Source organism: Aurantiacibacter rhizosphaerae, from assembly GCF_009807005.1.
Lineage (GTDB): Bacteria > Pseudomonadota > Alphaproteobacteria > Sphingomonadales > Sphingomonadaceae > Alteraurantiacibacter > Alteraurantiacibacter rhizosphaerae.
The window spans coordinates 576,584-596,980 of record NZ_WUBR01000003.1 but is presented as its reverse complement, the minus strand read 5'-3'; the positions used below and the strand labels follow the sequence as shown (position 1 = coordinate 596,980).

Below are 20,397 nucleotides of genomic sequence, written 5' to 3'. Positions count from 1 at the left end.
GCGGCTAAACGCTGCCCAGTGCCCGGTCGATCTTCTGCATCAGTTGCGGCATCCATTGTGCCTTGTCGAGATTCTCCGGGTTTTCGGGCCGCGCGTCACGCCAGCCGACCAGTTGCAATTCGCGGATCAGCAGGAACAGGTCGATCTGCTGAATGATGTCGGGCGGCACATCCTGTTGCAGCTGGTAAACCGCCAGGAAGTGGTCGCGAATTTCAGCAAAGTCCGGATGGCTGCTGCTGCCTTGCAGGGCCACGGCCATGTCAAAAGCGTGCCAGCCAAAGGCGCAGTCATCGAAATCGATCAGGCCAAGCCGCTCTCCGCTGATCAGCACGTTATCAAGGTGCGCATCGGCGTGGATCAGGCCGAATGCCGCGCCCTGCCGCTCCAGTTCCTGCAGCCGCGAGCGCACCATTTTGCGAACTTCTGAAAGCAGCGACCGCTCGTCATTATCGAGCGTTCCGGCCTGCCAGAACCGGCCCCAGAAGGGTGTGTCCCCCACCAGTCCATCACGATCCAGCCGATGCCGTGCAAAACCCGCCGGGATCGCCCAGCTTGCCGTGTGCCGATGCATTTCGCCCAGAAGAGAGCCCAGCTTTTCGAACCACGGCAGACATTCCGGCCCGCGCCGCGACCCCAGCACGCTGCCCAGCACCTGCCCTTCGTGCCACACCGTCAGGCCAGCATAGCGCATTCCTGCTGCATCCGGTGTTCGAACCAGTTCATACCAATTGCCACTCGCCGAGCGGCGACCGGTAGGCACGATCATCCCCTTCGCAGCCAGGGCGGATGTCCAGCTGCGCTCCGATTCCAGCGTGTCGAGCGCATGGTATCCGGGACGGTGCAGGCGCAGGGCGTAGAGCTGTCCTGTTCCGGCCTCCCGCAAACGGAAGACAACATTCTCGCTGATGGAAATCGGATCAAGCGCAGCAACTTCCACGCCGAAGGCTTCGGCGGCCGCATGGGCCGCGCCTGTATAGCTTTCGATGGCCAGGCCATCAGCCATGCAGGCTCTCCATCTCTGCTTCGAATGCATCGAGGAAGCCTTGCGCCTCCTGCATCGGCAGCGGCAGCGGCGGGCGCATTTTCACCATGTTGTTGAACGCGCCATCGATCGAGGTGAGAAAGCCCCGCTCCCGCAACCCGCGCACCATTGCGGAGGCTAGCGCGGTATCCGGCCTGCCGTCAGCATCGACAAATTCCGCGCCCAGAAAAAGGCCCTTCCCGCGCACATCGGCCAGCGCATTCCAGTGCGCCTGATGCTGAGCCAGCCCGGCGTGCAGGAAAGCGCCCACATCGCGCGCATTCTCGATCATACCTTCGGTTTCCAGCACGTCGATAACCGCCAACCCCACCGCGCCTTGCAGCGGACTGGCGGCGAAGGTGTTGAAATAGCGGGTCTCCGCCCGAAACCCCTCCACCAGATCGCGCCGTCCGGTGGTGGCGGCCAGCGGCAGTCCGGCGCCCATCGGCTTTCCGGTTACCACGATATCGGGAACAAAACCCACGGCATCATAGCCCCACCATTGCCCGGTGCGGCCATAGCCCGCCTGCACTTCATCCGCGATGATCAGGCCACCGGCGGCCCTCACCATGCGCGCGGCCTTTTGCATGAAGCTTTCGGGAATATCGGGCAGCCCCTCATTGGCGAGGATGGGGCACAGGATCAGTGCGGCAAAGCCCGATGCGTTGGCTTTCAGCTCTTCAATCGCGGTGGCAAGGCGCGCGATATAGGCATCGGCCAACTCGGTCTGCGACAGGCCTGCTTCGACAGGGCGCAGCGTTTCGGGGAACGGAATGGCGCGCAGGGCGGGATTGGTGCGATCATCCGTGGCAAGATTGGTGAGCGCGCCCACCATCGCATTGTTGCCGTGATAGGTGTGGTTCGTGCAGATGATGCCGTGCGCGCTGGTTGCGATTTGCGCCATCCGCATCGCCACTTCCACCGCCTCGGTCCCGCTGCAGCTGAAGATTGCGCAGTCGGTTACCCGTTGCAATGCAGTCAGCCGCTCTGCCAGGGCAATCGCGCTTTCGTGCAGATAACGGCTATGGGTGTTGAGCGTGGCCTGCTGCGTGGCCATCGCTTCCACAATGCGCGGGTGGGCGTGGCCTACGCAGGGCACGTTGTTGTACATGTCCACATAACGCCGGCCCGCGCTGTCAAACACGTAGGCGCCCTCCCCCTTCACCAGGTGGAGCGGCGTATCGTAAAACAGCTTCGCGCCGCGCCCGAAGGCCGCATCGCGCCGCTTAACAAGGGCTTCGATCGCCGGATCGTTTTTGGCGTCAGGCACGCGCTGGCTCCTTTGCGGTCCGACCGGATCAGACGGTTTTCAGATACCAGTCGTAATCGAGCGAAGTCACCTCGCTGAAGAAGCGATCCTGCTCGGTACGCTTTACAGAGCAGTACATGTCGACAAAGTTCGCGCCGAGATAATCCCGCATCACCTGCGACTTATCCAGCGCCTCAATCGCTGCATACCAGTTGCCCGGCACCTGGTGCGTTGAACTTGCCGCCGCCTTGTAGCCATCGCCTTCCACTGGCGGGCCGGGATCGATTTCGTTCACGATGCCGTGGTGGACACCCGCCAGCATGGCGGCCAGCGCCAGATAGGGGTTTGCGTCGGCCCCGGCAAAGCGATGCTCCACATGCCGCGTTTTTGGCGGACCGGCGGGCACGCGCAGGGATACAGAGCGATTGTTCACGCCCCAGATCGGCGCGGTGGGCGCGTAGGAATTGGCGCGGTAGCGGCGATAGGAATTGGCGTTGGGCGCAAAGATGCCGAAGGCTTCTGCCTGGGTTTCGCGCAGGCCGCCAATGGCGTGCCGCATCACCGGCGTGCCCTGCGGGTCTTCACTGGCGAAGATGTTTTCGCCGGAGGCATTGTTCACGCTGAAATGCAGGTGCATTGAACTGCCCGCGGAATGGGTGAAGGGCTTGGCCATGAAGGTAGCCTCCATCCCGTGCGTGGAGGCCAGCCCGCGTGCCAGCCGCTTGTACATCAGCGCCTCGTCACCGGCGCGCAGGGCATCGGGGCCGTGGTGCAGGGTCAGTTCCACCTGACCGGCGGCATATTCCGAAATGCCTGCCTCCAGCGGGATGCCCTGGACATCCGCCATGCGCCACAGTTCCTTGAAGAAGGGGGCGAAGTCCTGCATCTCGCGCAGGCTGAAGACATCGACCTGTTGCGGTGCAGCCTGCTGCCCCGGCGCGACCGCTGGCCGCAATTCTCCGCGCGGGCCGCGCTGCTGATCGACGAGATAGTACTCCATCTCGCACGCGACGACGGGGGTGAGGCCGATATCGGCAAACCGATCCAGCACCCGCTGCAAGGCGTGGCGCGGATCCAGATCATTGGGCGATCCGTCCAGATTATACATGGATGTGATCACTTGTGCCACATCATCGCCCAGCCACGGCGCCTTCACCAATGTGCCGGGCACCGGGCGCAGCAACATGTCGGGATCGCCATTGCCCCACACCAGTCCGGTATCCTCGCAATCCTGTCCGGTCACGTCGATCACCAGCATGGACCCTGGGAAAAACCGCCCGTTCTCGTAGATTGGCAGCAGTTCAGACCGCCGAACCCGCTTACCGCGCGGCACGCCTGCCATCGAGGTGAAGATCACCTCGACATATTCGATCTGCGGATTGGCAGCCAGAAAGTCAGCCGCCTCGGAGGGTTCGGCGATGCGCGGAGCACTGGGCATCATGGTTCCTAAACGTGAATCTTGCCGAACATCCGGCGATAAGCTGTAAATTAGTGATCACATTATTTTGCAGGCCTGATTATGTCAAGCACGCGGCGCGGGGCCCAGCATAGGGCGCTAATGCGAAGGGATACAGGATGATCGCTATCGCCCGCTTGGCACAGCAGGCCGATCAGCATTGTCGAGCCGCTTCAGGCAGTGCCGCGGATCACCAGCCTTGGCGGCAGGACGAGGCTTTCGGTGTCCTCTTTATCCAGACGCCGCAGCAGCAGATCCACCATGCCATGTGCACCGGCCGATATGTCCTGATGAATGGTTGTGAGCGGCGGGATGGTTTGCGCGGCGATCGGCAGGTCGTCAAAACCGATCAGCTTCATCTGCTGGGGAACGGGCACGTTCATTCGCTGCAATTCACGCAGGCAGGCAAAGGCGATGGTGTCGCTTGCGGCGAAGATGCCATCTATTTCATCGCGGCGCTCGGCAAGGAAGGTGGCAATTTCCCGGCCTGTCTGATCGGGTGAAAGATGGACCGACACCGGTTCGATTCCAACACCCATACGATCCGCCACATCGCGCGCACCGGCAAAGCGGGCGGCAAATTCGAAAGGTCCGGTGTCCCCCAGGAATGCGAGCCGTTTGGCCCCGGCGGTAATCAGCCGCTCTGCCGCCATCCGCCCGCCCAGACGGTTATCGGCACCCACCACGCAGTGGCGCTGGCCCTCCTGGTGGTTACCCCACACCACCATCGGCAGATAGCCGTCGGCGATCTCCTCTATCCGGTCGAACTGGTTTGACTGGCCGATGACCAGCACACCGTCGATCATGCCGGACCGGATGAAGCGATCCAGCCAATCCTCGTCCTGCTGCGGGATGACCCGCCGCAGCATCAGGTCATAGCCCTTCTCCGTCAGCTCATCTGCCAGATGGCCCAGCAGGGTCATGAAGAAGGTGTCGGATATCTGCTGGTGCCGATCATGCCCAAGCGGGATGATAACGCCGATCACGCCGGTCTTCTGGCGGCGCAGCTTGCTGGCCATCTGGTTTGGGCGGAAATCATGCTCGCGCGCCAGCTGCTCTATCTTCTTGCGCGTCTTGGCATTCACCAGGCTGTTGCCCGCAAGCGCGCGGGACACCGTTCCGGCAGAGACACCGGCGATCTTTGCCAGATCGGCAATCGTGCGAACGGGCTTTTGCAAATCCGACATTTCCCGATCTTCCCGTTCCATCATCCTGCGCCTCTAGCCGATGATGGGCTTTTGTTCACGCGGAACGCGATGGCCGGCGTCGACAAACAACGTGGCGATGGCCCCTGCAATCATCAGCAGGCCGCCCAGCATCAGCACATTGCGCGGATCACCGCCCAGCACCGGATTGTAGATCAGCGGCATGGTGAGAGTCTGGATCAGCATCGGGATCACGATGAACATGTTGAAGATGCCCATGTAAATGCCGTTCCGCTCTGCCGGGATGGAATCTGCCAGCATCACATAGGTGTTGCCCATCATGCCTGCCCAGCCAACGCCGATGCCCAGCATCAGCACGAACAGGCCCGCAGGCGTCTCCACCCCCGGCAGCAGCAGCATGGCAATGCCCGATGCCGTCAGGCAAGCCGCATGCACCATCCGCGCGCCCAGTCGCGCAACGATGGGGATCAGCACCAGTGCAGAAAGAAAGGCGATGAAATTATACAGCGCGCCCGCCTGCTGCGTGGTCAAGGTCGCCTCCCGAAAGGCCGCGCTGGAAGGATCGCTGGTATCATACAGCGCCCGGCCCACGGCGAAGGTGACATACTGCCAATAGGCAAACATAGCATACCACTGGCACAGCATGGCCACGGCCAGCTGGCGCATGGGTTTTGGCATGTCGCGGATCGCGTCGAGGATCTCGGCAAGGGTCGCCTTCACGGTAAGCGGCTTCTTTTCCAGAACGGCCACTTCATCATCAGTCATCGGCAGTTCTGGCACTCGCAATACGGACCAGACGATGGTGGAGATCGAAAGAATCGCACCGATAATAAAGGCGATGCGCACGATCACCGGGATGCCGTTGTCATCCAGCACATCCTGCGCGACGAAAGCGGTCAGCAAGGTGGGCGCCAGATAGGATAGTGTCTGCGCAAGGCCGGTAAAGGCGCTTTGCGTAAGAAAACCGATGGATCGCTGTTCCGGCACTAGCCGATCCGCCACATAGGCGCGATAGGGCTCCATCGTGATGTTGTTGCCTGCATCTAGGATCCACAGCAGCGACGCTGCCATCCACAGCGCGCTGGAATATGGCATCAGGAACAGGCTGATCGTGCAGATGATGGCGCCGATCAGGAAGTACGGCGTGCGCCTGCCGAAACGCGAATTGGTCCGATCGCTCATCGCGCCGATGATCGGCTGGATGATCAGCCCCGTCATCGGTCCGGCCAGCCACAACAGCGGCATTGTCGCTTCGTCTGCGCCAAGGAAGCCGTAGATCGGGCCCATGTTGGCTTGTTGCAGGCCAAAGCTGAATTGCAGGCCGAAAAAGCCGATGTTCATTTCGATGATTCGCAGCAGCGAAAGCCGCGGTTTTCGGGCAATTTCCATGATCAGCCATCCTCTAATGCTCCGCCTTTCCGACGGTTCGCAAGTGCTGTGGTGACACATGCGCCACGTTTTTGCAATCGATTGAAATTCTCTATTGCAATCGATTTAAACCGGGCTATCCATAAATGCGAATCGCACATCAAAGTGCGAGCGTTCCAGGAGAGCTTGTCATGAAATTTCGTCACGCCCTTGCCTTTGGCGTTGCCCTTTCGGCCATTTCCACCCCCGCCTTTGCGCAGGACAACACCGCCGGTGAAGACCCCGTAACGCAGGACAACACCATCTTCGTGACGGCCGTTGCACGCGGCGGAAACGAGCTGGAAACTTCGGTTTCATTGAGCGTGATCGATGCTGAAACCATCACCGCCACCAACCCGCGCTCTGCCGCTGACCTGGTGCGCCAGATCCCCGGCATCCGTGCAGAGGCATCAGGCGGTGAAGGCAATGCCAACATCGCTGTGCGCGGCATTCCGGTATCGACCGGCGGCGCGCGCTATATCCAGTTGCAGGAAGATGGCCTGCCGGTGCTGGAATTTGGTGACATCGTCTTCGGCAATGCCGACAACTTCGTGCGCGCAGACCGCAACGTGGGCCGCGTAGAAGCGGTTCGCGGCGGTTCGGCCTCCACCTTCGCTTCCAACTCCCCTGGTGGCGTGATCAACTTCATTTCCAAGACCGGACAGCAGGAAGGCGGCGCCGTCGCTGGCACCGTGGGCCTGGACTATGAAACATATCGCCTGGATTTCGATTATGGCGCCAGCCTGACGGACGACAGCTACTTCCACATCGGCGGCTTCTATCGCACTGGCGAGGGCAACCGCGATATCGGCTACACCGGCAGCAACGGTGGCCAGATCCGCGCGAACTTCACGCAGGAATTCGATGGCGGCTACATCCGCGTATACGGCAAATATCTGGACGACAGCACGCCCACGATCCTGCCGCAGCCGGTGTTCGTTGGCGGCACCAATGCCGATCCCGATTATCAGGCAATCGACAATTTTGATCCGCGCACGGACTCGCTTTACAGCCAGTATATCACCACGGCCGTGACGCTGGATGGTGGCAACAACCCTACCACCTATGACATTCACGATGGCCTGTCGGTCAAGTCCGCGGCGCTGGGTCTTGAAGCCGAAGTGGAATTTGCCGATGGCTGGGTGCTGACAGAGCGTTTCCGCTTTGCCGACAATTCCGGCAGCTTCGTATCGCCCTTCCCCGCCAGCGCCGGATCGGCGCAGTCGATTGCCGATGGCATTGGCGGCCCCGGCTCCACCATCGAATTCGCCTCCGGCCCCGATTCCGGCCAGGTTGCGAACGCTGGCAATATTGGGGGCAATGGGTTGCTGACGAACATCGTGCTATTCAACGTCCGCCTCAACAATCTCGACAATATCTCCAACGACCTGCGCATTTCGCGGGAGTTCGAAGCGGGCAGCGCGCGCATCAACTTCACCGGCGGCTTCTACGCTTCGCGCCAGGAAGTCGACACCGACTGGCTGTGGACCTCCTTCGTGCAGACGGTGGAAGGTGATGGCGAATCCGTGCTGGTGGATGTTCGCAATGCCAATGGAGATCTGGTCACGCAGAACGGCGTGGTCGGCTACAGTGCCAGCTTCTTCGGCAATTGCTGCCGCCGCAATTACGATGTCAGCTATGACACCTACGCGCCCTTCGCCGCCCTTTCAGCAGAGCTTGGCAGCCTGACGCTGGACGCCAGCGTTCGCTATGATTTTGGCTCAGCTGATGGCACCATCACCGGTAGCGACACCGGCTTTGGCAGCGGCATCACGTCCTTCGATTTCAACAATGATGGCGTGATCTCTCCGGCTGAATCGCAGACGGCAGTTCTCCCGCTTACCAATGCCCGCCCGGTCAATTACGACTACAATTACTTCTCCTTCTCGCTGGGCGCGAACTATCTGCTGACCGATGACCTGTCCGTTTTTGCGCGCTACAGTCAGGGTGGTCGGCACACTGCGGATCGCAGCCTGTTCTCGCCAGCGGTCAGCACCGTGGATGGCAGCCTTCCCGGCGGCGACAGCGGCGTGATTGCAGAAGTGAACCAGCTTGAAGGCGGCCTGAAGTACCAGGGTGATGGCCTGCGCCTCTACGCCACGGCCTTCTATGCAGAGACTGCGGAAACCAATGTCGAAATCGCTCCGCTGCTGCTGACCGATAATGAGTACGAGGCTTATGGCGTCGAACTGGAAGGCAGCTACTCGGTTGGCCCGTTCTCGCTTTCCGCCGGTGCTACATGGACCGATTCAGAAATCGTGGACGCCAATAACGCGGCCGTCATCGGCAACACGCCGCGCCGCCAGGCGGACCTCGTGTATCAAGGCACCGCGCAGTACGAAGATGATTTCTTCACCGCTGGCCTGAACCTGATCGGCACCACCGAAAGCTTCACGCAGGATAATAACGAGCTGGTGCTGCCTGCCTATACGCAGGTGAATGCCTACCTCGCAGTGCGTCCGCTGGATCGGCTGGAAGTTGGCCTCAATGCCAACAACCTCTTCAATGCCTATGGTTATACCGAGGCTGAAGAAGGTTCGATCCCCGGCAACGGCATCGTTCGCGCCCGCTCGATTGCCGGTCGGACTATCTCTGCCTCGGTAAGGGTTGAATTCTGATCCTCCCCGATCAGACAAATGTGGCCGGCGGTTGCTCCTCCCTCCGTCCGTCGGCCACACATTTTCATAAACCGGCGCCGTTTAACCAAACCGGGTTTGGGCGACAAGCTGCGCCGATCAAGCTAGAGCAGGTATGATGAACGCGAGCGCGGCCACGGCAAACTCCAAGAGCGTTGCAACAAAGGCATGGACCGCCAGCGCTTTGCAAGACTTGCAGCTGGACGAAACCAATCAGGCCCCTGCCATAGAAGCCGATCTGGCCCAGCCCATGTCGCCAGAGCTTGATGTGTGGGATTCCTGGCCGCTGGCGGACCGCGAGGGAAATCCCGTGGCATGGCGCGGGGGCGAGCTTTGGTTCGCGCTGGCTGTGCCCCGTGCCGGAGATCCTGAGGCGCGTCATCACCTGGCGCGCATCCATCACTTCCACCGGCTTGGCGATCATTTCCACCATGTGGCGCAGACGCTGCCGGAAGCGATAAGCCCCGGCGCACGGCAATGGTCTGGCTCGGCAAAGCTGGAGGACGGCGTCGTCACACTGTATTTCACAGCGGCGGGCCGGAAGGGCGACGAGACGCTGACCTATCATCAGCGCATCTATTCCACCCAGACGACCCTGAATGCTGAGGGCGAGTTTGGCGATTGGTCGAACCCGATAGAGATCATCAAGGCCGACGGTAAATTCTATCGCCCGGCGGACGAGAATGAAGGTGAGCCCGGCAGGATAAAGGCCTTTCGCGATCCCAGCTTTTATCACGATGATGACAATGGCAGCTATCTGCTCTTCACAGGCTCCTCCGCCAGCAATCCCGGCACGCATGATGGCGTTATCGGCCTGGCGGCAGAGAATGATGGCGGTGAGTTTCATCTCCTGCCGCCTCTGCTGGCAGCTACGGGCGTGAATAATGAGCTGGAACGCCCGCATGTGGTGAAACATTCAGGCGCGCTCTACCTGTTCTGGTCCACGCAGCGCGGAGTCTTCGCGCCGGGTATTGCGGCGCCGACCGGTCTTTACGGTGCGGTGGCGAAATCCATCCTTGGCCCATGGACGCTGCTGAATGGTCACGGGCTCGTTATTGCCAATCCGGCCGAACGGCCTACACAGGCCTATAGCTGGTGGGTTCTTCCCGATCTCAGCGTCACCAGCTTTGTCGATTACTGGGGGCCGGAAATGACGGACAGGCCGGAAATCGAGACACGCCGCGCGCGCTTTGGCGGCACCTTCGCGCCCTTCCTGCAGATTGCTTTGGAGGGTGAACGATCCTGGCTGGTGCACGATTGATGGCGCAGCCTGCCAACACGGATCGGCTGCTGGGCGCCATAGAAGCAGGCGGCACGAAGTTCGTGCTGGCCACCGGCACGGCCGACGGAACAATCCACGCCCGGCACAGCATCGCCACCACCGATCCCGAGGCTACGCTGGCCATGGCTCGCGACTGGTTTTTCACGCAGCCTGCCGTTGCAGCCATGGGCATCGCATCCTTCGGCCCGGTTGAGCTGGATCGCAATTCCCCGAATTGGGGCCACATTACCGATACGCCGAAACCCGGCTGGAGCGATTGCGACCTTGCAGGCTTTTTCGCGCGCGAACTTGGTGTGCCGATTGGCTTCGATACGGACGTCAACGGTGCGGCACTGGGGGAATTTCGCTTCGGTGCCGGTCGCGGTGCACAGGGCATGGCCTATATCACCGTGGGTACCGGCATCGGTGGCGGCCTGATCGTGGGCGATAGCGTTGTGCATGGCGCAGGCCATCCGGAGATGGGCCATTTCTATCCGCGCCGTCCTTTGCAGGACATCGATTTTGCAGGCAATTGCCCATTTCATGGCGATTGCCTGGAAGGCCTCGCCAGCGGACCGTCGATATTGGCGCGCTGGGGCAAGACCCTGTCGCAACTGCCGCAGGATCACGAGGCGCATGATCTTGTCGCCGGATATCTGGCGCAGGCCTGCCACACGCTGTTCGCCTGCTGCGCTATCGAGCGCGTAGTGATGGGTGGCGGCGTGATGAAAACGCCGGGCCTTGCACAGAGAGTTCAGGACTTAACGCAGAAGGCAGGCGGCAACTACTTGCCGGGCCGTGATCGCCAGAGTGTCGTAACGCCGCAATTGGGCGATGATTCCGGAATTATTGGTGCCTTGCTTCTTGCCGAGAAGGCTCTTGGCTAGCCGCCCTTGCGCATCACAGCGCGCTTGATCGTTCCACCAGGCGAACGGGCACGCGGTGCGGCGCCCCGGCATCTGCCTCTCCCAGCGCAGCCGCAACCAGCATTTTGCCTGCAAGGCTGAAATCGGGCTCTATCGTCGTCAGTGGCGGATTGCTGTGAACGCCGCTTCCCAACCCGTCAAAGCCGACCACGCCCACCTGCTGTGGCACGCTTACCCCGCTGCGCACCAGTTCCTCTATAGCGCCCAGCGCGGTTGCATCGCAGCAGCAGAATAGCGCATCGAATGCCTCGTCTCCCGCGATCAGCGCCTGCGCCGATTTGCGCCCCTGTTCGAACCGCGTATCGGCGGGCGAATTCATCGCGCGGCCCGCGCCCAGCCCCTGCTTTTCCAGCGCATCCTGATACCCTTCGAAGCGTTCACGAAACTGTGCCTGCCTGTCATCCAGATCGCCCACGAAAACGATGTTGCGATAGCCGCCCTTGATCAGCCGCTCGGTTGCCAGCAGGCCGCCAGCGCGATTGTCCGAAGCGATGCGCCGGTGATCTGCAAAGGGCGATCCCCAGCAGGCAACATCACTGCGGCCCAGCATGTGGCGATGAAATTCCCATGCCGTGTCATTCGTGCTGGTGCCCAGCAGAACCACGGCATCTGCCTGCCTGCTTTCGATGAAATCCGAATAGAGGTCGGCGCGCTCCGCCTGAAAGGACACCAGCGACTGATATCCCCGCGCCGCCGCCGCTGCGCACACATTGCCCAGCAGCGAATAGTGGAAAGGATTGATCTCGGTAACGCTCAACCCCGCCCGCGCTATCACCACCACGGCGATTGTCGCGGTGAGCCCTGTGCGCAGGCGCGCCGCGCGGCTATCCACGCGATAGCCAAGCTTGCGTGCAGCCTCTTCGATGCGGGTCCGGGTGCCGTCGGTGATAGAGGGATCGCCATTGAGCGCGCGTGAAACCGTGGACTGGTTCACGCCGGCAAGTTCGGCCACGTCGAACGATGTCACGCGTGTGGTAATGCGCTTTTCGGTCACTTGCACTCCATCGTTAACATGATTCACCCTGGCTCCCGACCATGGCCGAAAGCATGGGCGCGCTATATTCTATCGCTTCTCGCATAACCATTGAAGAGCGCCCGATTTCAGGCACTGGCCTTGGCAAGATTAACTTTTTGTCATGTTTGCGCCAGCATCCAGCGTTCCCTCTACGTGTTATATCTTTGCCATGAAAACGCCCCTGTCCCCTCGGCAACCGCCTGCGCGTGCTTCCGCGCGCGAGCGCGGTGCGTCTCGGCATCGGGGCGTGATGCTTGCGATAGGGGCGATATTACTGGCCATGGTGCCCATCGGCATCGCGATCACCATGCCCGAATGGTTCGATCACGAGGGCGACAATGCCCCCCGATACCATCCCTTCCCCGCCATCGGCATGTCGATCATACACGCAGACAAGGGCTTCTTCGTCGGGCGGATTGAAAAGGGCAGCCCTGCAGCGCAAACCGATCTTGCCGTCGGCGACCAGATTATCGCGATCGATCACGTGGAAATCGGGACAGCCTTATCCCGCAGCACAAGACAGTTTGGCTGCCAGACGCATATCGATTACGTCACCCATGGAGAGCGGCGCTCAACCCAGTTCGATCAATGCGAAAGATAGCACGATGCCTGACAACAAGATCCTGGTGGTGGAGGATGACAAGACCACCGCCGATTTTATCGTCCGGGGCCTGAGCGAAGAGGGCTTCACGGTCGATCACGTCAGCGACGGGCGCGATGGCCTGTTTCATGCGACAGATGGCAGCTACGGCGCAATCGTGCTGGATCGGATGCTGCCGGGAATGGACGGCATGGCGATGCTGGCCGCATTGCGCGCAGCGGATGTGAAAACCCCGGTGCTGATCCTCTCGGCGCTCGGCTCTGCAGAGGATCGCGTGGCCGGATTGACGAAGGGGTCTGACGATTATCTGGTCAAACCATTCGTCTTTGCAGAACTGCTGGCGCGCCTGAAGCTGCTGATCCGCAGGGGCAGCCAGGACAGTGCCGAGGAAACGCGGCTGACCTGCGGCGATCTCTCCATCGAACTGCTGAAACGCGAAGTGCGCCGGGGAGACCGGCTGATCGAATTGCAACCGCGCGAATACAGGCTGCTGGAATTCATGATGCGCCAGGCCGGGCAGGTCATCACGCGCACCATGCTGCTGGAAGGCGTATGGGACTATCATTTCGATCCCGGCACCAATGTTATCGACGTGCATATCAGCCGCTTGCGCAAGAAGATCGATTCCGATGGCGAAGAGCCGTTGATCCATACAGTCCGCGGGGCTGGATACCGGCTGGGCGACTGATCTTGCCAAGCTGGACCAAGTCGTTTTTCTTCCGTGGCATGCTGCTGGTGCTGGCACTGGAAATGCTGGTTGCAGGCGCAATCGGCCTGGCGACCGTGCAACTGGCAAGATCGGAAATTCTGAAAGCGAACGAGCATACCGCCGAAACCCTTCTGGAAGATACGCTGGCCGTGGCCCGGACAGAGGGGCCGGAGGGCTTGCGTGAATTTCTGACGCTGCGCGGCGCGGAAACGGACGATGTCTTCCTGCTGACCGATGGTAGCGGACGCTCGTTGGTGGGCAGCCTTGAAAGCTGGCCGAAAGCGGCAAAGCCTGACGGGGTTTATCGCCCGCTGTTTCTGAAAGCGACCAATGGCAAGGCCAGCGTTGAATTCGGCACCTACGCCACGCGCCTGTCAGGAGGCCAGCAACTGCTTGTCGGCCATAGCCTTACGCGCAGCAACCAGGCGATGGATGCACTGCTGGATGCATTTCTGCTGGCGGCCCTGCTTGGCCTTCCCCTGGCACTGGTCGCGGCGTGGCTGGTGGTGCAACTGGTGGACGCAAGGCTCCGCAATTTTGAGGATGTGCTGGGCAATTTCGGTGTGGGAGAAATGGATGATCGCATCGCCGATCACGGAACCGATGATTCCTTCGATCGGCTTGCCAAGATCGAAAACGTGATGATGGACCGGATGTCCGGCCTGATTGCCGAATTGCGGCTGGTGACCGATAGCCTTGCGCATGATCTGCGCTCTCCCCTCACGCGTATTCAGGCGCAGCTGGCCACCGTTGCAGAGAGTGAGGATGTGGAGGATCACAAGACGGCGAACGAGGCTGTGGCGAATGATCTGGAGCATCTGTTGTTCGTCCTCAACCAGATGCTGCAGATCGGCCGGGCGGAAGGCGGCGTGGGCCGCGAAGCTTTCGTACCTGTCGATCTGCAGGAGATCCTCGCCGATCTGGCGGAGATTTACGGCCCCGTTGCAGAAGATGCCGAGCGGGATATCACGCTGGACGCCGCCATTGCCGCTCCGCTGCAAGGGCAGCCGGACCTGCTTGCCAGAGCCTTCGCCAATCTCATCGAGAATGCGCTGCACCACGGTGCCGGGAATATAAGGCTGCGCCTGACCGAAACGGCCACAGGCTATGCGATACAGTTTGCTGACGAGGGTGCGGGCATCGCGCCTGAAGACGAAGCCGCCGCGCTGCGCCGGTTTGGCCGGCTAGATCCCGCCCGCAGAACTCCTGGCAGCGGGCTTGGGCTGGCGCTGGTCAATGCCATTGCGCATCTGCACGATGGGCAATTGCAGTTTGAACGCGATGAGAACAGCTTCGCCGTCGTGATGACGCTGCCAAAACCGGCGCCCAGAACTAAAGCTTGAGGGCGGCCCGGTTGCGCCGTGCCGCCCCCACATGCGGGCTTGCAATCAGCCGCGATGCTTTTTCAGGGACCACATTTCCTTGAGGCTCATCTGGTCGGTGTAGTGATGGATCAGCGCCATTGCAGCATGGCCGATCAGATAGACCCAGACGAGGTTCGAAAAGATCTCGTGCACTTCCATCGCCACATCCGTGATCTGGCTGCCGGGCACGCCGAACTTGCCGCCCGCCCACCAGAGCGCCCCGGTGCTGGCCATCAAAGCCATCAGCAGCAGGCCAAGCCCATGAACCGCCGATGCGATGGGACTTTCGGAGTGATAGGGCGGCAGGCGAAATTTGGCCGCGCTCTTCAGGAATTGCGAGATATCCGCGCCCAGTGCCCGCAAACGTGCGCCGCTGAACCAAGGGAACAGCAGGCCTGCTTCGGTGCCGCGGTTGCGGAAGGCGATATTGAGGAAGAACAGGGTGGCCAGCACAAGCGCCGTCAGCCCTGAATATTCGTGAATTTCGAAAAACACATTTTCCGGCCGGCCCGCCTTTGGCGTGACCATGAATTGACTGGTCGCCAACTGGGTAATGATCGACAGGGCCAGTGCTGCGTGAAATAGCCTCGTGGGCCAGCTGTGCTTATATCTGTTGATTGTCATTCTTTCCTGCTCCGCGTGCGTGCGTCTTTCCGGTTTCTTCCGCCCGATTAGCAATGCCGGTTGATCCGGCGGGTGGATCACGCATTACAGTTTGGTAATACGCGCAACCAAACGGTAAGCTCCCGCATGCAAATCCGCAGGCGTCGTTCACCCCACAACGCCGTTGAAGAGGTGTCCGGTCAGCCAGGTAATGCCCATCGCGGCAAGGCCCCAGAACACGACGCGCGCTATACCGCGCAGCGTAACCTGAGAGCCCGCTTTTCCGGCAAGATATCCCAGCAAGACCAAGGCAAGCAGGCAACTGGCCAGGATGATCGGCTGGATCATGCCTGCGGGGGAAAGATAGGCTGCCGAAAGGGGCAGGATCGCCCCTGCGGTGAAGCTGGTGGCAGATGCAATGGCGGCAGAGATCGGCCTCGCCTTCAACTGGTCCGATATGCCCAGTTCATCACGCGCATGGGCGCCCAGCGGATCAGCGTCCATCAATTGCCGCGCCACTTGTGCTGCCAAATCCTTCGACAAGCCGCGGCCCTCGTAGATTGCGGCCAGCTCCTTCTCCTCCGCTACGGGATCGTCTTCCAGTTCGCGCCGTTCGGTGTTAAGTTCGGCTTGCTCAAGATCCCGCTGCGCGCTGACGGAGATATATTCGCCCGCCGCCATCGACATCGCACCGCCCACCAGCGCGGCAACGCCGCCGATCAGGATGTGCGTGCGATCACCGGAAGCCGCCGCGATGCCCAGCAGCAGGCTGGAAACAGAAACGATGCCGTCATTCGCTCCCAGCGCCGCCGCCCTCAGCGAACCGCCGATTTCCAGCCGGTGCCGCTCTTTATGGATCGGGCTTCTGCTCATGGCGTCTTGTCCGATGCAGCATCTTGGCCGTCCATGTCGGATTGAAAACGCTCGACCAGCATTTTCTCGATCCGGTCCAACCGCGCCAGAACCGATTCATCCAGCTTGCGATGTAGCTGCATGATTTCCAGCTCCGCCCTCAAATTCACTTCGTAATCAAGACCGGCGCTTGTTCGGTCGCGATTGTCCTTGCGGTTCTGGCTCATCATGATGACGGGCGCCTGGATCGCAGCGATGGTGGACAGCATCAGGTTCAGGAAGATGTAGGGATAGGGATCGAACGCCGCCTTGAACTGTGGCAGAATATCGCTGTTGAGGACCATCCAGGTAATCAGCACGATGGTGAAGCCGATAATGAAGCCCCACGATCCACCTATCGCGGCAACCCGATCGGCAAGCCGCTCTCCATAGGTTTCGCGCGCGTCGGCAATTTCAGCCGCATCCTGCGAAATCGGCTTGCGGTTGAGAATGGAGTGAAGCGCGCGCCGCTCCTCCGGCTCCAGCTCCTGTTCGTTCTTTTGCAGCAGCCGGTGCGACAGCTCTTCAAGTGTGACCATTCTTCACTTCCCTACCATGCAATCGCGGTGGCCCCACTTGGCCAACGCGCCAATCTGCGCGGCTTTATAATTATCGGCCCTACGCCGCACCATGGTGGCTTCATTAAATCGCCGTCATTTGCGGCTTTCACGCCGGTGGCGCGATGGCCCGCCCCGAACGGCCCTTCAATCATTACGTGGAGTTCATCTACCCGCCAGACCTGCGCAACGGAGCGGGCGCTAAAGTCGGGTCCTGCATTGAAGGGTCACAGATTTCCCCCCTCCTGTTGGCCCCAATGCAGCAGATAAAGAGCGGCACCTACCCTCGGTGGCCGTGATTTGCCGGGAGGTGGCCCCACCGCCGCCTCCCGGATTTTGCCCCGATTGCGATTGGAATGAATGATGACGCAAACCAGACCCTTCTCTCCCAGCCGCTGGCTTCTTGCCTATGGAATACTCTGCCTTGCCGTCGGCGTGCTTGCGCTGATCTGGCCTGCCCCGGCCAGTCTTGCCGCGGTTACCTTTGCAGCGTTCCTGCTCCTCATCTCCGGCGTTGGCGCGCTGGGCATTGCGATTGGCAGGCACACCAGCCATCCCTTTTATGACGCCATGCTGGGCATGCTTTCCATCGCGGTTGGCATCTGGATGCTGGTGCAGCCGGTGGAAGGGGCGGTTTCGCTCACCATCCTGCTGGCAATCTGGTTTGCCGGGCGCGGCTTGCTTGAACTCTATTCCGCCGTGAAGTGGCCATTCCGCAGGGTGTGGATGGTGGTGATGGGTGTGCTAAATCTCGCACTCGCCGTGCTCTGCGTCACGCTGCTTCCCGGCTCCGCCCTGATCGTTCCCGGCACGCTCCTCGCGGTCAGCTTCTTCGTTTCGGGGATGGGAGCCTTGCTGTTCTATTCCTCGGCGAAATCCAGCACCTCTTCGATGCAATCGGCTGTCTGAAGCCAGGAAGAATGATGGAGAAAACCATGCAAAAGCAAATCCGCGCAGTGGCGCTCACGATGTTGGCAGGAGCTGCGATTGCCGCAGCCCCTGCCCCGGCGAAGGCTGAGGAAAGCAAGGCTTCCGATCCGATCCTGGGCGTATGGCAAAACCCTGCCGGCACTATCGAGGTGAAGACGCAATATTGCGGCAGAAACCTGTGCGGTGTCGTTACAGAGGCATCGCCAGCGGCGCAGGCAGACGCCCGGCGTGCGGGCACCGATCCGCTGGTCGGCGTTCACCTTCTCCAGAATTTCGTCCGCGTCGATACGAATGCTTGGTCTGGAACCGCCTTCGTGCCCGATATGAACGTGCATGTTGCCGCGCATATTTCCATGATCGACGCAGATCATCTGAAGATATCGGGCTGCGAGCTGGGCGGCCTGATCTGCAAATCGCAGGATTGGACCAAGGTCCGATAAGCGGCATGCCCCCGCCTGCTGCTGATCGCTGGCAGGCGGGAGACTGCACCAATCAGAAGCGGCCGCTGAGCGTTACGCCATATGTCCTTGGCGGAGCATAGGTGTAGGTATCGCCGATGCCGCCGCCCTGGCTGAACTGCGACAGATATTCCTCATCGGTCAAATTCTCTCCCCATACGCGAATGGTGTAGCGGTCAGAGGGATCGGTCCAGGATACGGACGCGCCAAACAGATCGTAGCCAGGCGCCTTGATCCGATTGTCGGGATCGAAGAAATAACCCGAATTATGGGCAAAGCTTCCGGTAAGGCCGAACTCTCCGATTGAGGTCTGCCTGGTGTAGGTAGCCAGCAGATTGGCCGTAAAACGCGGTGTGCGGCCAGTGGTATTGCCGTCTGCATTGGGCAGGACAACCGGGACACCGAATTCATCGAATACAGATGGAGTGGGGAAGTCGCCAAATTCACCGCGCAGCACTGCGAAACCGCCGCTTAGGCGGAAATCATCCGTCACCGCTGCCTCAAAATCCCCTTCGAAACCCTTTATCGTGGCTTCTGCCGCGTTCGTCGTCAGGATGGTGGTGCCGGGGTTGGAGGATACCTGGATGTCCTGATAATCGTAATAGAATGCCGCCAGGTTCAGGCGCAGCCGCCGGTTCAGCAATTCCGATTTGATGCCGAATTCATAGGCATCCAGAATTTCCGGCTTGTATGGCGGGCTGAATGGGGAAAGCACTTCAAAACCGCCGCTCTTGATGCCGCGGTTGTACGATACGTAGGCATGCACATCGCTGACGAATTCGTAATCCAGCGCCAGCCGCCAGGTCGGCTTTTCGAAGCTTGTCTTGTCGCCTGTCGAGAACAGGAAAACCCCGTCTGCCGATACATCATAATCGATGCGGATCTTCTCTGACGTGTAGCGGATGCCGCCGGTTGCCTGAAGCTCTGGAAGAATTTCGTAGGTGGCTTGCGCATAGACCGAAACGGACTCGTTGTTCTGCACGCCCCTGATGAAGGTGCTGGAATCCGGCGTGGGGCCGACGGCAAGCCCGATGAGACGCGCGGGCACATAACCGCCTTCCATATCATAATAGAATGCGCCAACCGTCCAGCTGAGCGGTCCGTTGCCGGTAGAGATGAGCTGCACCTCCTGGCTCCATGTCTTGTTCGACAATGGCGTGTCGAAACTCAGGATCGGCAAAGGCGTGCTGTCACGGTCAAACCGGAACAGCCCCTTCATAATCCGGCGCGCCGACAGGCTCACCAGCTCTGCAAAGCCGAGATCCTGGCTGATTGTCAACGATGCGCCATAGGTCTCCACCTCGACCCTGGAAGGAAGGTTGGTGCTGGTGGCGTACCGCCCGGCATAAACCTGACCCGGATTGAGCGGCACGACGCCACCTTCAGCAAAGACGTAATTGGCGGAATGATCGACCAGATCGTTGTAATCACCCGCAAGGGTGATGCTCGTTGTCGCAGATGGCTCCCACAGGATCTTGGACCGGGCGCCAAATTCCTTGCCCTTGTAGGTGTCTTCGCCATTGATAAGGTCCTGGCCGAAGCCGTCCCCCTGGTTGCGGTATTGCACGGCCAGATCGGCGGCTATCGTGTTCGACAATCCGCCTGTGACATAAACACCGGCATTGACGGTGTCGTAATTGCCGTAGCCCACCTCGAAATCGCCGGAGAGCGTGTGTTCCGGGGTTCGCGTGATGATCTGGATGACACCGCCTGTGGCGTTGCGGCCGAACAGGGTGCCCTGCGGCCCCTTCAACACCTCGATCCGGTCAATATTGTTGAATGCGGTCAACCCGCCGCTTGGCGACGCGATGTAGATACCGTCGATATAGGTGGCGACCGAGTTTTCCTGGTTTGGGGAACCAGCCAGCGCGCCAACGCCGCGCAGATATGGCGTGACGGTGGAGCCATAGCGGTTGACCTGCAGTCCGGGCACGGCATTGGTCAGGCTCTCAGACGTGGAGATGCCGCGCGCATCCAGATTTTCGGATGTCACCGCGATAACAGAGATGGGAACTTCCTGCAGCCGCTGGTCCGTGCGCTGGGCCGTGACGATAATATCCTCAAGCTGCGGCCCGTTGGCTTCCGCCGTATCCTGATCCGGCGTTGACGTCTGCGCCATCGCCGCCCCGCTTGAGGTCGCCACGATT

General features: G+C 60.6%; 18 protein-coding genes. 8 read left to right on the top strand and 10 right to left on the bottom strand.

Going from position 1 to position 20,397, the window contains the following annotated elements; translation table 11 throughout:
- Nucleotides 1-4: 4 nt before the first annotated feature.
- The 5 genes from GRF63_RS15220 to GRF63_RS15200 form a co-directional block, all read right to left on the bottom strand.
- Nucleotides 5-1,003 carry a phosphotransferase enzyme family protein gene (locus GRF63_RS15220; protein ID WP_160486857.1) on the bottom strand — a complete coding sequence of 333 codons (999 nt, stop codon included), beginning with the start codon at nt 1,001-1,003 and terminating at the stop codon, nt 5-7.
- The gene (locus tag GRF63_RS15215; protein WP_160486856.1) at nt 996-2,291 is read right to left on the bottom strand and encodes an aminotransferase class III-fold pyridoxal phosphate-dependent enzyme; all 1,296 of its coding nucleotides are present in this window, start codon (nt 2,289-2,291) and stop codon (nt 996-998) included. Before GRF63_RS15215 ends, GRF63_RS15220 begins: the two co-directional genes overlap by 8 nt.
- Nucleotides 2,292-2,319: 28 nt before the next feature.
- Nucleotides 2,320-3,711 carry a glutamine synthetase family protein gene (locus tag GRF63_RS15210; RefSeq protein WP_202131761.1) on the bottom strand — a complete coding sequence of 464 codons (1,392 nt, stop codon included), beginning with the start codon at nt 3,709-3,711 and terminating at the stop codon, nt 2,320-2,322.
- A gap of 188 nt (nt 3,712-3,899) precedes the next feature.
- Complete coding sequence (locus GRF63_RS15205) at nt 3,900-4,937, bottom strand: LacI family DNA-binding transcriptional regulator (protein ID WP_237392519.1); 1,038 nt, start codon at nt 4,935-4,937, stop codon at nt 3,900-3,902.
- Nucleotides 4,938-4,946: 9 nt separating this feature from the next.
- Nucleotides 4,947-6,281, bottom strand: coding sequence for an MFS transporter (locus GRF63_RS15200; protein ID WP_160486855.1), 1,335 nt, complete (start codon nt 6,279-6,281; stop codon nt 4,947-4,949).
- A gap of 170 nt (nt 6,282-6,451) precedes the next feature.
- On the opposite strand from GRF63_RS15200, the gene GRF63_RS15195 reads away from it, so the two are divergent.
- The 3 genes from GRF63_RS15195 (at nt 6,452) to GRF63_RS15185 (ending at nt 11,083) form a co-directional block, all read left to right on the top strand.
- On the top strand, nt 6,452-8,917 hold the full coding sequence (locus tag GRF63_RS15195; RefSeq protein WP_160486854.1) for a TonB-dependent receptor domain-containing protein: 2,466 nt from the start codon (nt 6,452-6,454) through the stop codon (nt 8,915-8,917).
- A gap of 133 nt (nt 8,918-9,050) precedes the next feature.
- Nucleotides 9,051-10,196, top strand: a complete 1,146-nt coding sequence (locus GRF63_RS15190; protein WP_237392518.1) for a glycoside hydrolase family 68 protein — start codon at nt 9,051-9,053, stop codon at nt 10,194-10,196.
- On the top strand, nt 10,196-11,083 hold the full coding sequence (locus tag GRF63_RS15185; RefSeq protein WP_160486853.1) for an ROK family protein: 888 nt from the start codon (nt 10,196-10,198) through the stop codon (nt 11,081-11,083). Before GRF63_RS15190 ends, GRF63_RS15185 begins: the two co-directional genes overlap by 1 nt.
- Nucleotides 11,084-11,096: 13 nt before the next feature.
- On the opposite strand, the gene GRF63_RS15180 is transcribed toward GRF63_RS15185, so the two are convergent.
- A complete protein-coding gene (locus GRF63_RS15180) occupies nt 11,097-12,116 on the bottom strand; it encodes a LacI family DNA-binding transcriptional regulator (RefSeq protein WP_337189688.1) in 1,020 nt (339 codons plus the stop codon).
- A 271-nt stretch (nt 12,117-12,387) separates the two neighbouring features.
- Between GRF63_RS15180 and GRF63_RS15175 the strand changes: the two genes are divergently transcribed.
- Genes GRF63_RS15175 through GRF63_RS15165 form a run of 3 tightly spaced genes read left to right on the top strand, consistent with a single transcriptional unit; the run spans nt 12,388 to nt 14,790 of the window.
- On the top strand, nt 12,388-12,738 hold the full coding sequence (locus tag GRF63_RS15175) for a PDZ domain-containing protein (protein WP_237392559.1): 351 nt from the start codon (nt 12,388-12,390) through the stop codon (nt 12,736-12,738).
- A gap of 4 nt (nt 12,739-12,742) precedes the next feature.
- Entirely contained in the window at nt 12,743-13,426 is a 684-nt protein-coding gene (locus tag GRF63_RS15170) for a winged helix-turn-helix domain-containing protein (protein ID WP_160486851.1), read from the top strand.
- Between the two features lie 38 nt (nt 13,427-13,464).
- Entirely contained in the window at nt 13,465-14,790 is a 1,326-nt protein-coding gene (locus GRF63_RS15165; RefSeq protein WP_160486850.1) for a sensor histidine kinase, read from the top strand.
- Between the two features lie 45 nt (nt 14,791-14,835).
- Here the strand turns inward: GRF63_RS15165 and GRF63_RS15160 are convergent, their stop codons facing one another.
- The 3 genes from GRF63_RS15160 to GRF63_RS15150 form a co-directional block, all read right to left on the bottom strand.
- Nucleotides 14,836-15,435 carry a cytochrome b/b6 domain-containing protein gene (locus GRF63_RS15160; protein WP_160486849.1) on the bottom strand — a complete coding sequence of 200 codons (600 nt, stop codon included), beginning with the start codon at nt 15,433-15,435 and terminating at the stop codon, nt 14,836-14,838.
- Nucleotides 15,436-15,582: 147 nt separating this feature from the next.
- Nucleotides 15,583-16,287 carry a VIT1/CCC1 transporter family protein gene (locus tag GRF63_RS15155; protein WP_160486848.1) on the bottom strand — a complete coding sequence of 235 codons (705 nt, stop codon included), beginning with the start codon at nt 16,285-16,287 and terminating at the stop codon, nt 15,583-15,585.
- The gene (locus tag GRF63_RS15150) at nt 16,284-16,844 is read right to left on the bottom strand and encodes a DUF1003 domain-containing protein (RefSeq protein WP_160486847.1); all 561 of its coding nucleotides are present in this window, start codon (nt 16,842-16,844) and stop codon (nt 16,284-16,286) included. Before GRF63_RS15150 ends, GRF63_RS15155 begins: the two co-directional genes overlap by 4 nt.
- Before the next feature lie 381 nt (nt 16,845-17,225).
- Here GRF63_RS15150 and GRF63_RS15145 point away from each other — a divergent pair, with 381 nt between their 5' ends.
- Complete coding sequence (locus GRF63_RS15145; protein WP_160486846.1) at nt 17,226-17,771, top strand: HdeD family acid-resistance protein; 546 nt, start codon at nt 17,226-17,228, stop codon at nt 17,769-17,771.
- 26 nt (nt 17,772-17,797) lie between these two features.
- Nucleotides 17,798-18,232 carry a DUF2147 domain-containing protein gene (locus GRF63_RS15140; RefSeq protein WP_160486845.1) on the top strand — a complete coding sequence of 145 codons (435 nt, stop codon included), beginning with the start codon at nt 17,798-17,800 and terminating at the stop codon, nt 18,230-18,232.
- A gap of 52 nt (nt 18,233-18,284) precedes the next feature.
- Here the strand turns inward: GRF63_RS15140 and GRF63_RS15135 are convergent, their stop codons facing one another.
- Entirely contained in the window at nt 18,285-20,369 is a 2,085-nt protein-coding gene (locus GRF63_RS15135) for a TonB-dependent receptor (protein ID WP_160486844.1), read from the bottom strand.
- Nucleotides 20,370-20,397: the final 28 nt, after the last annotated feature.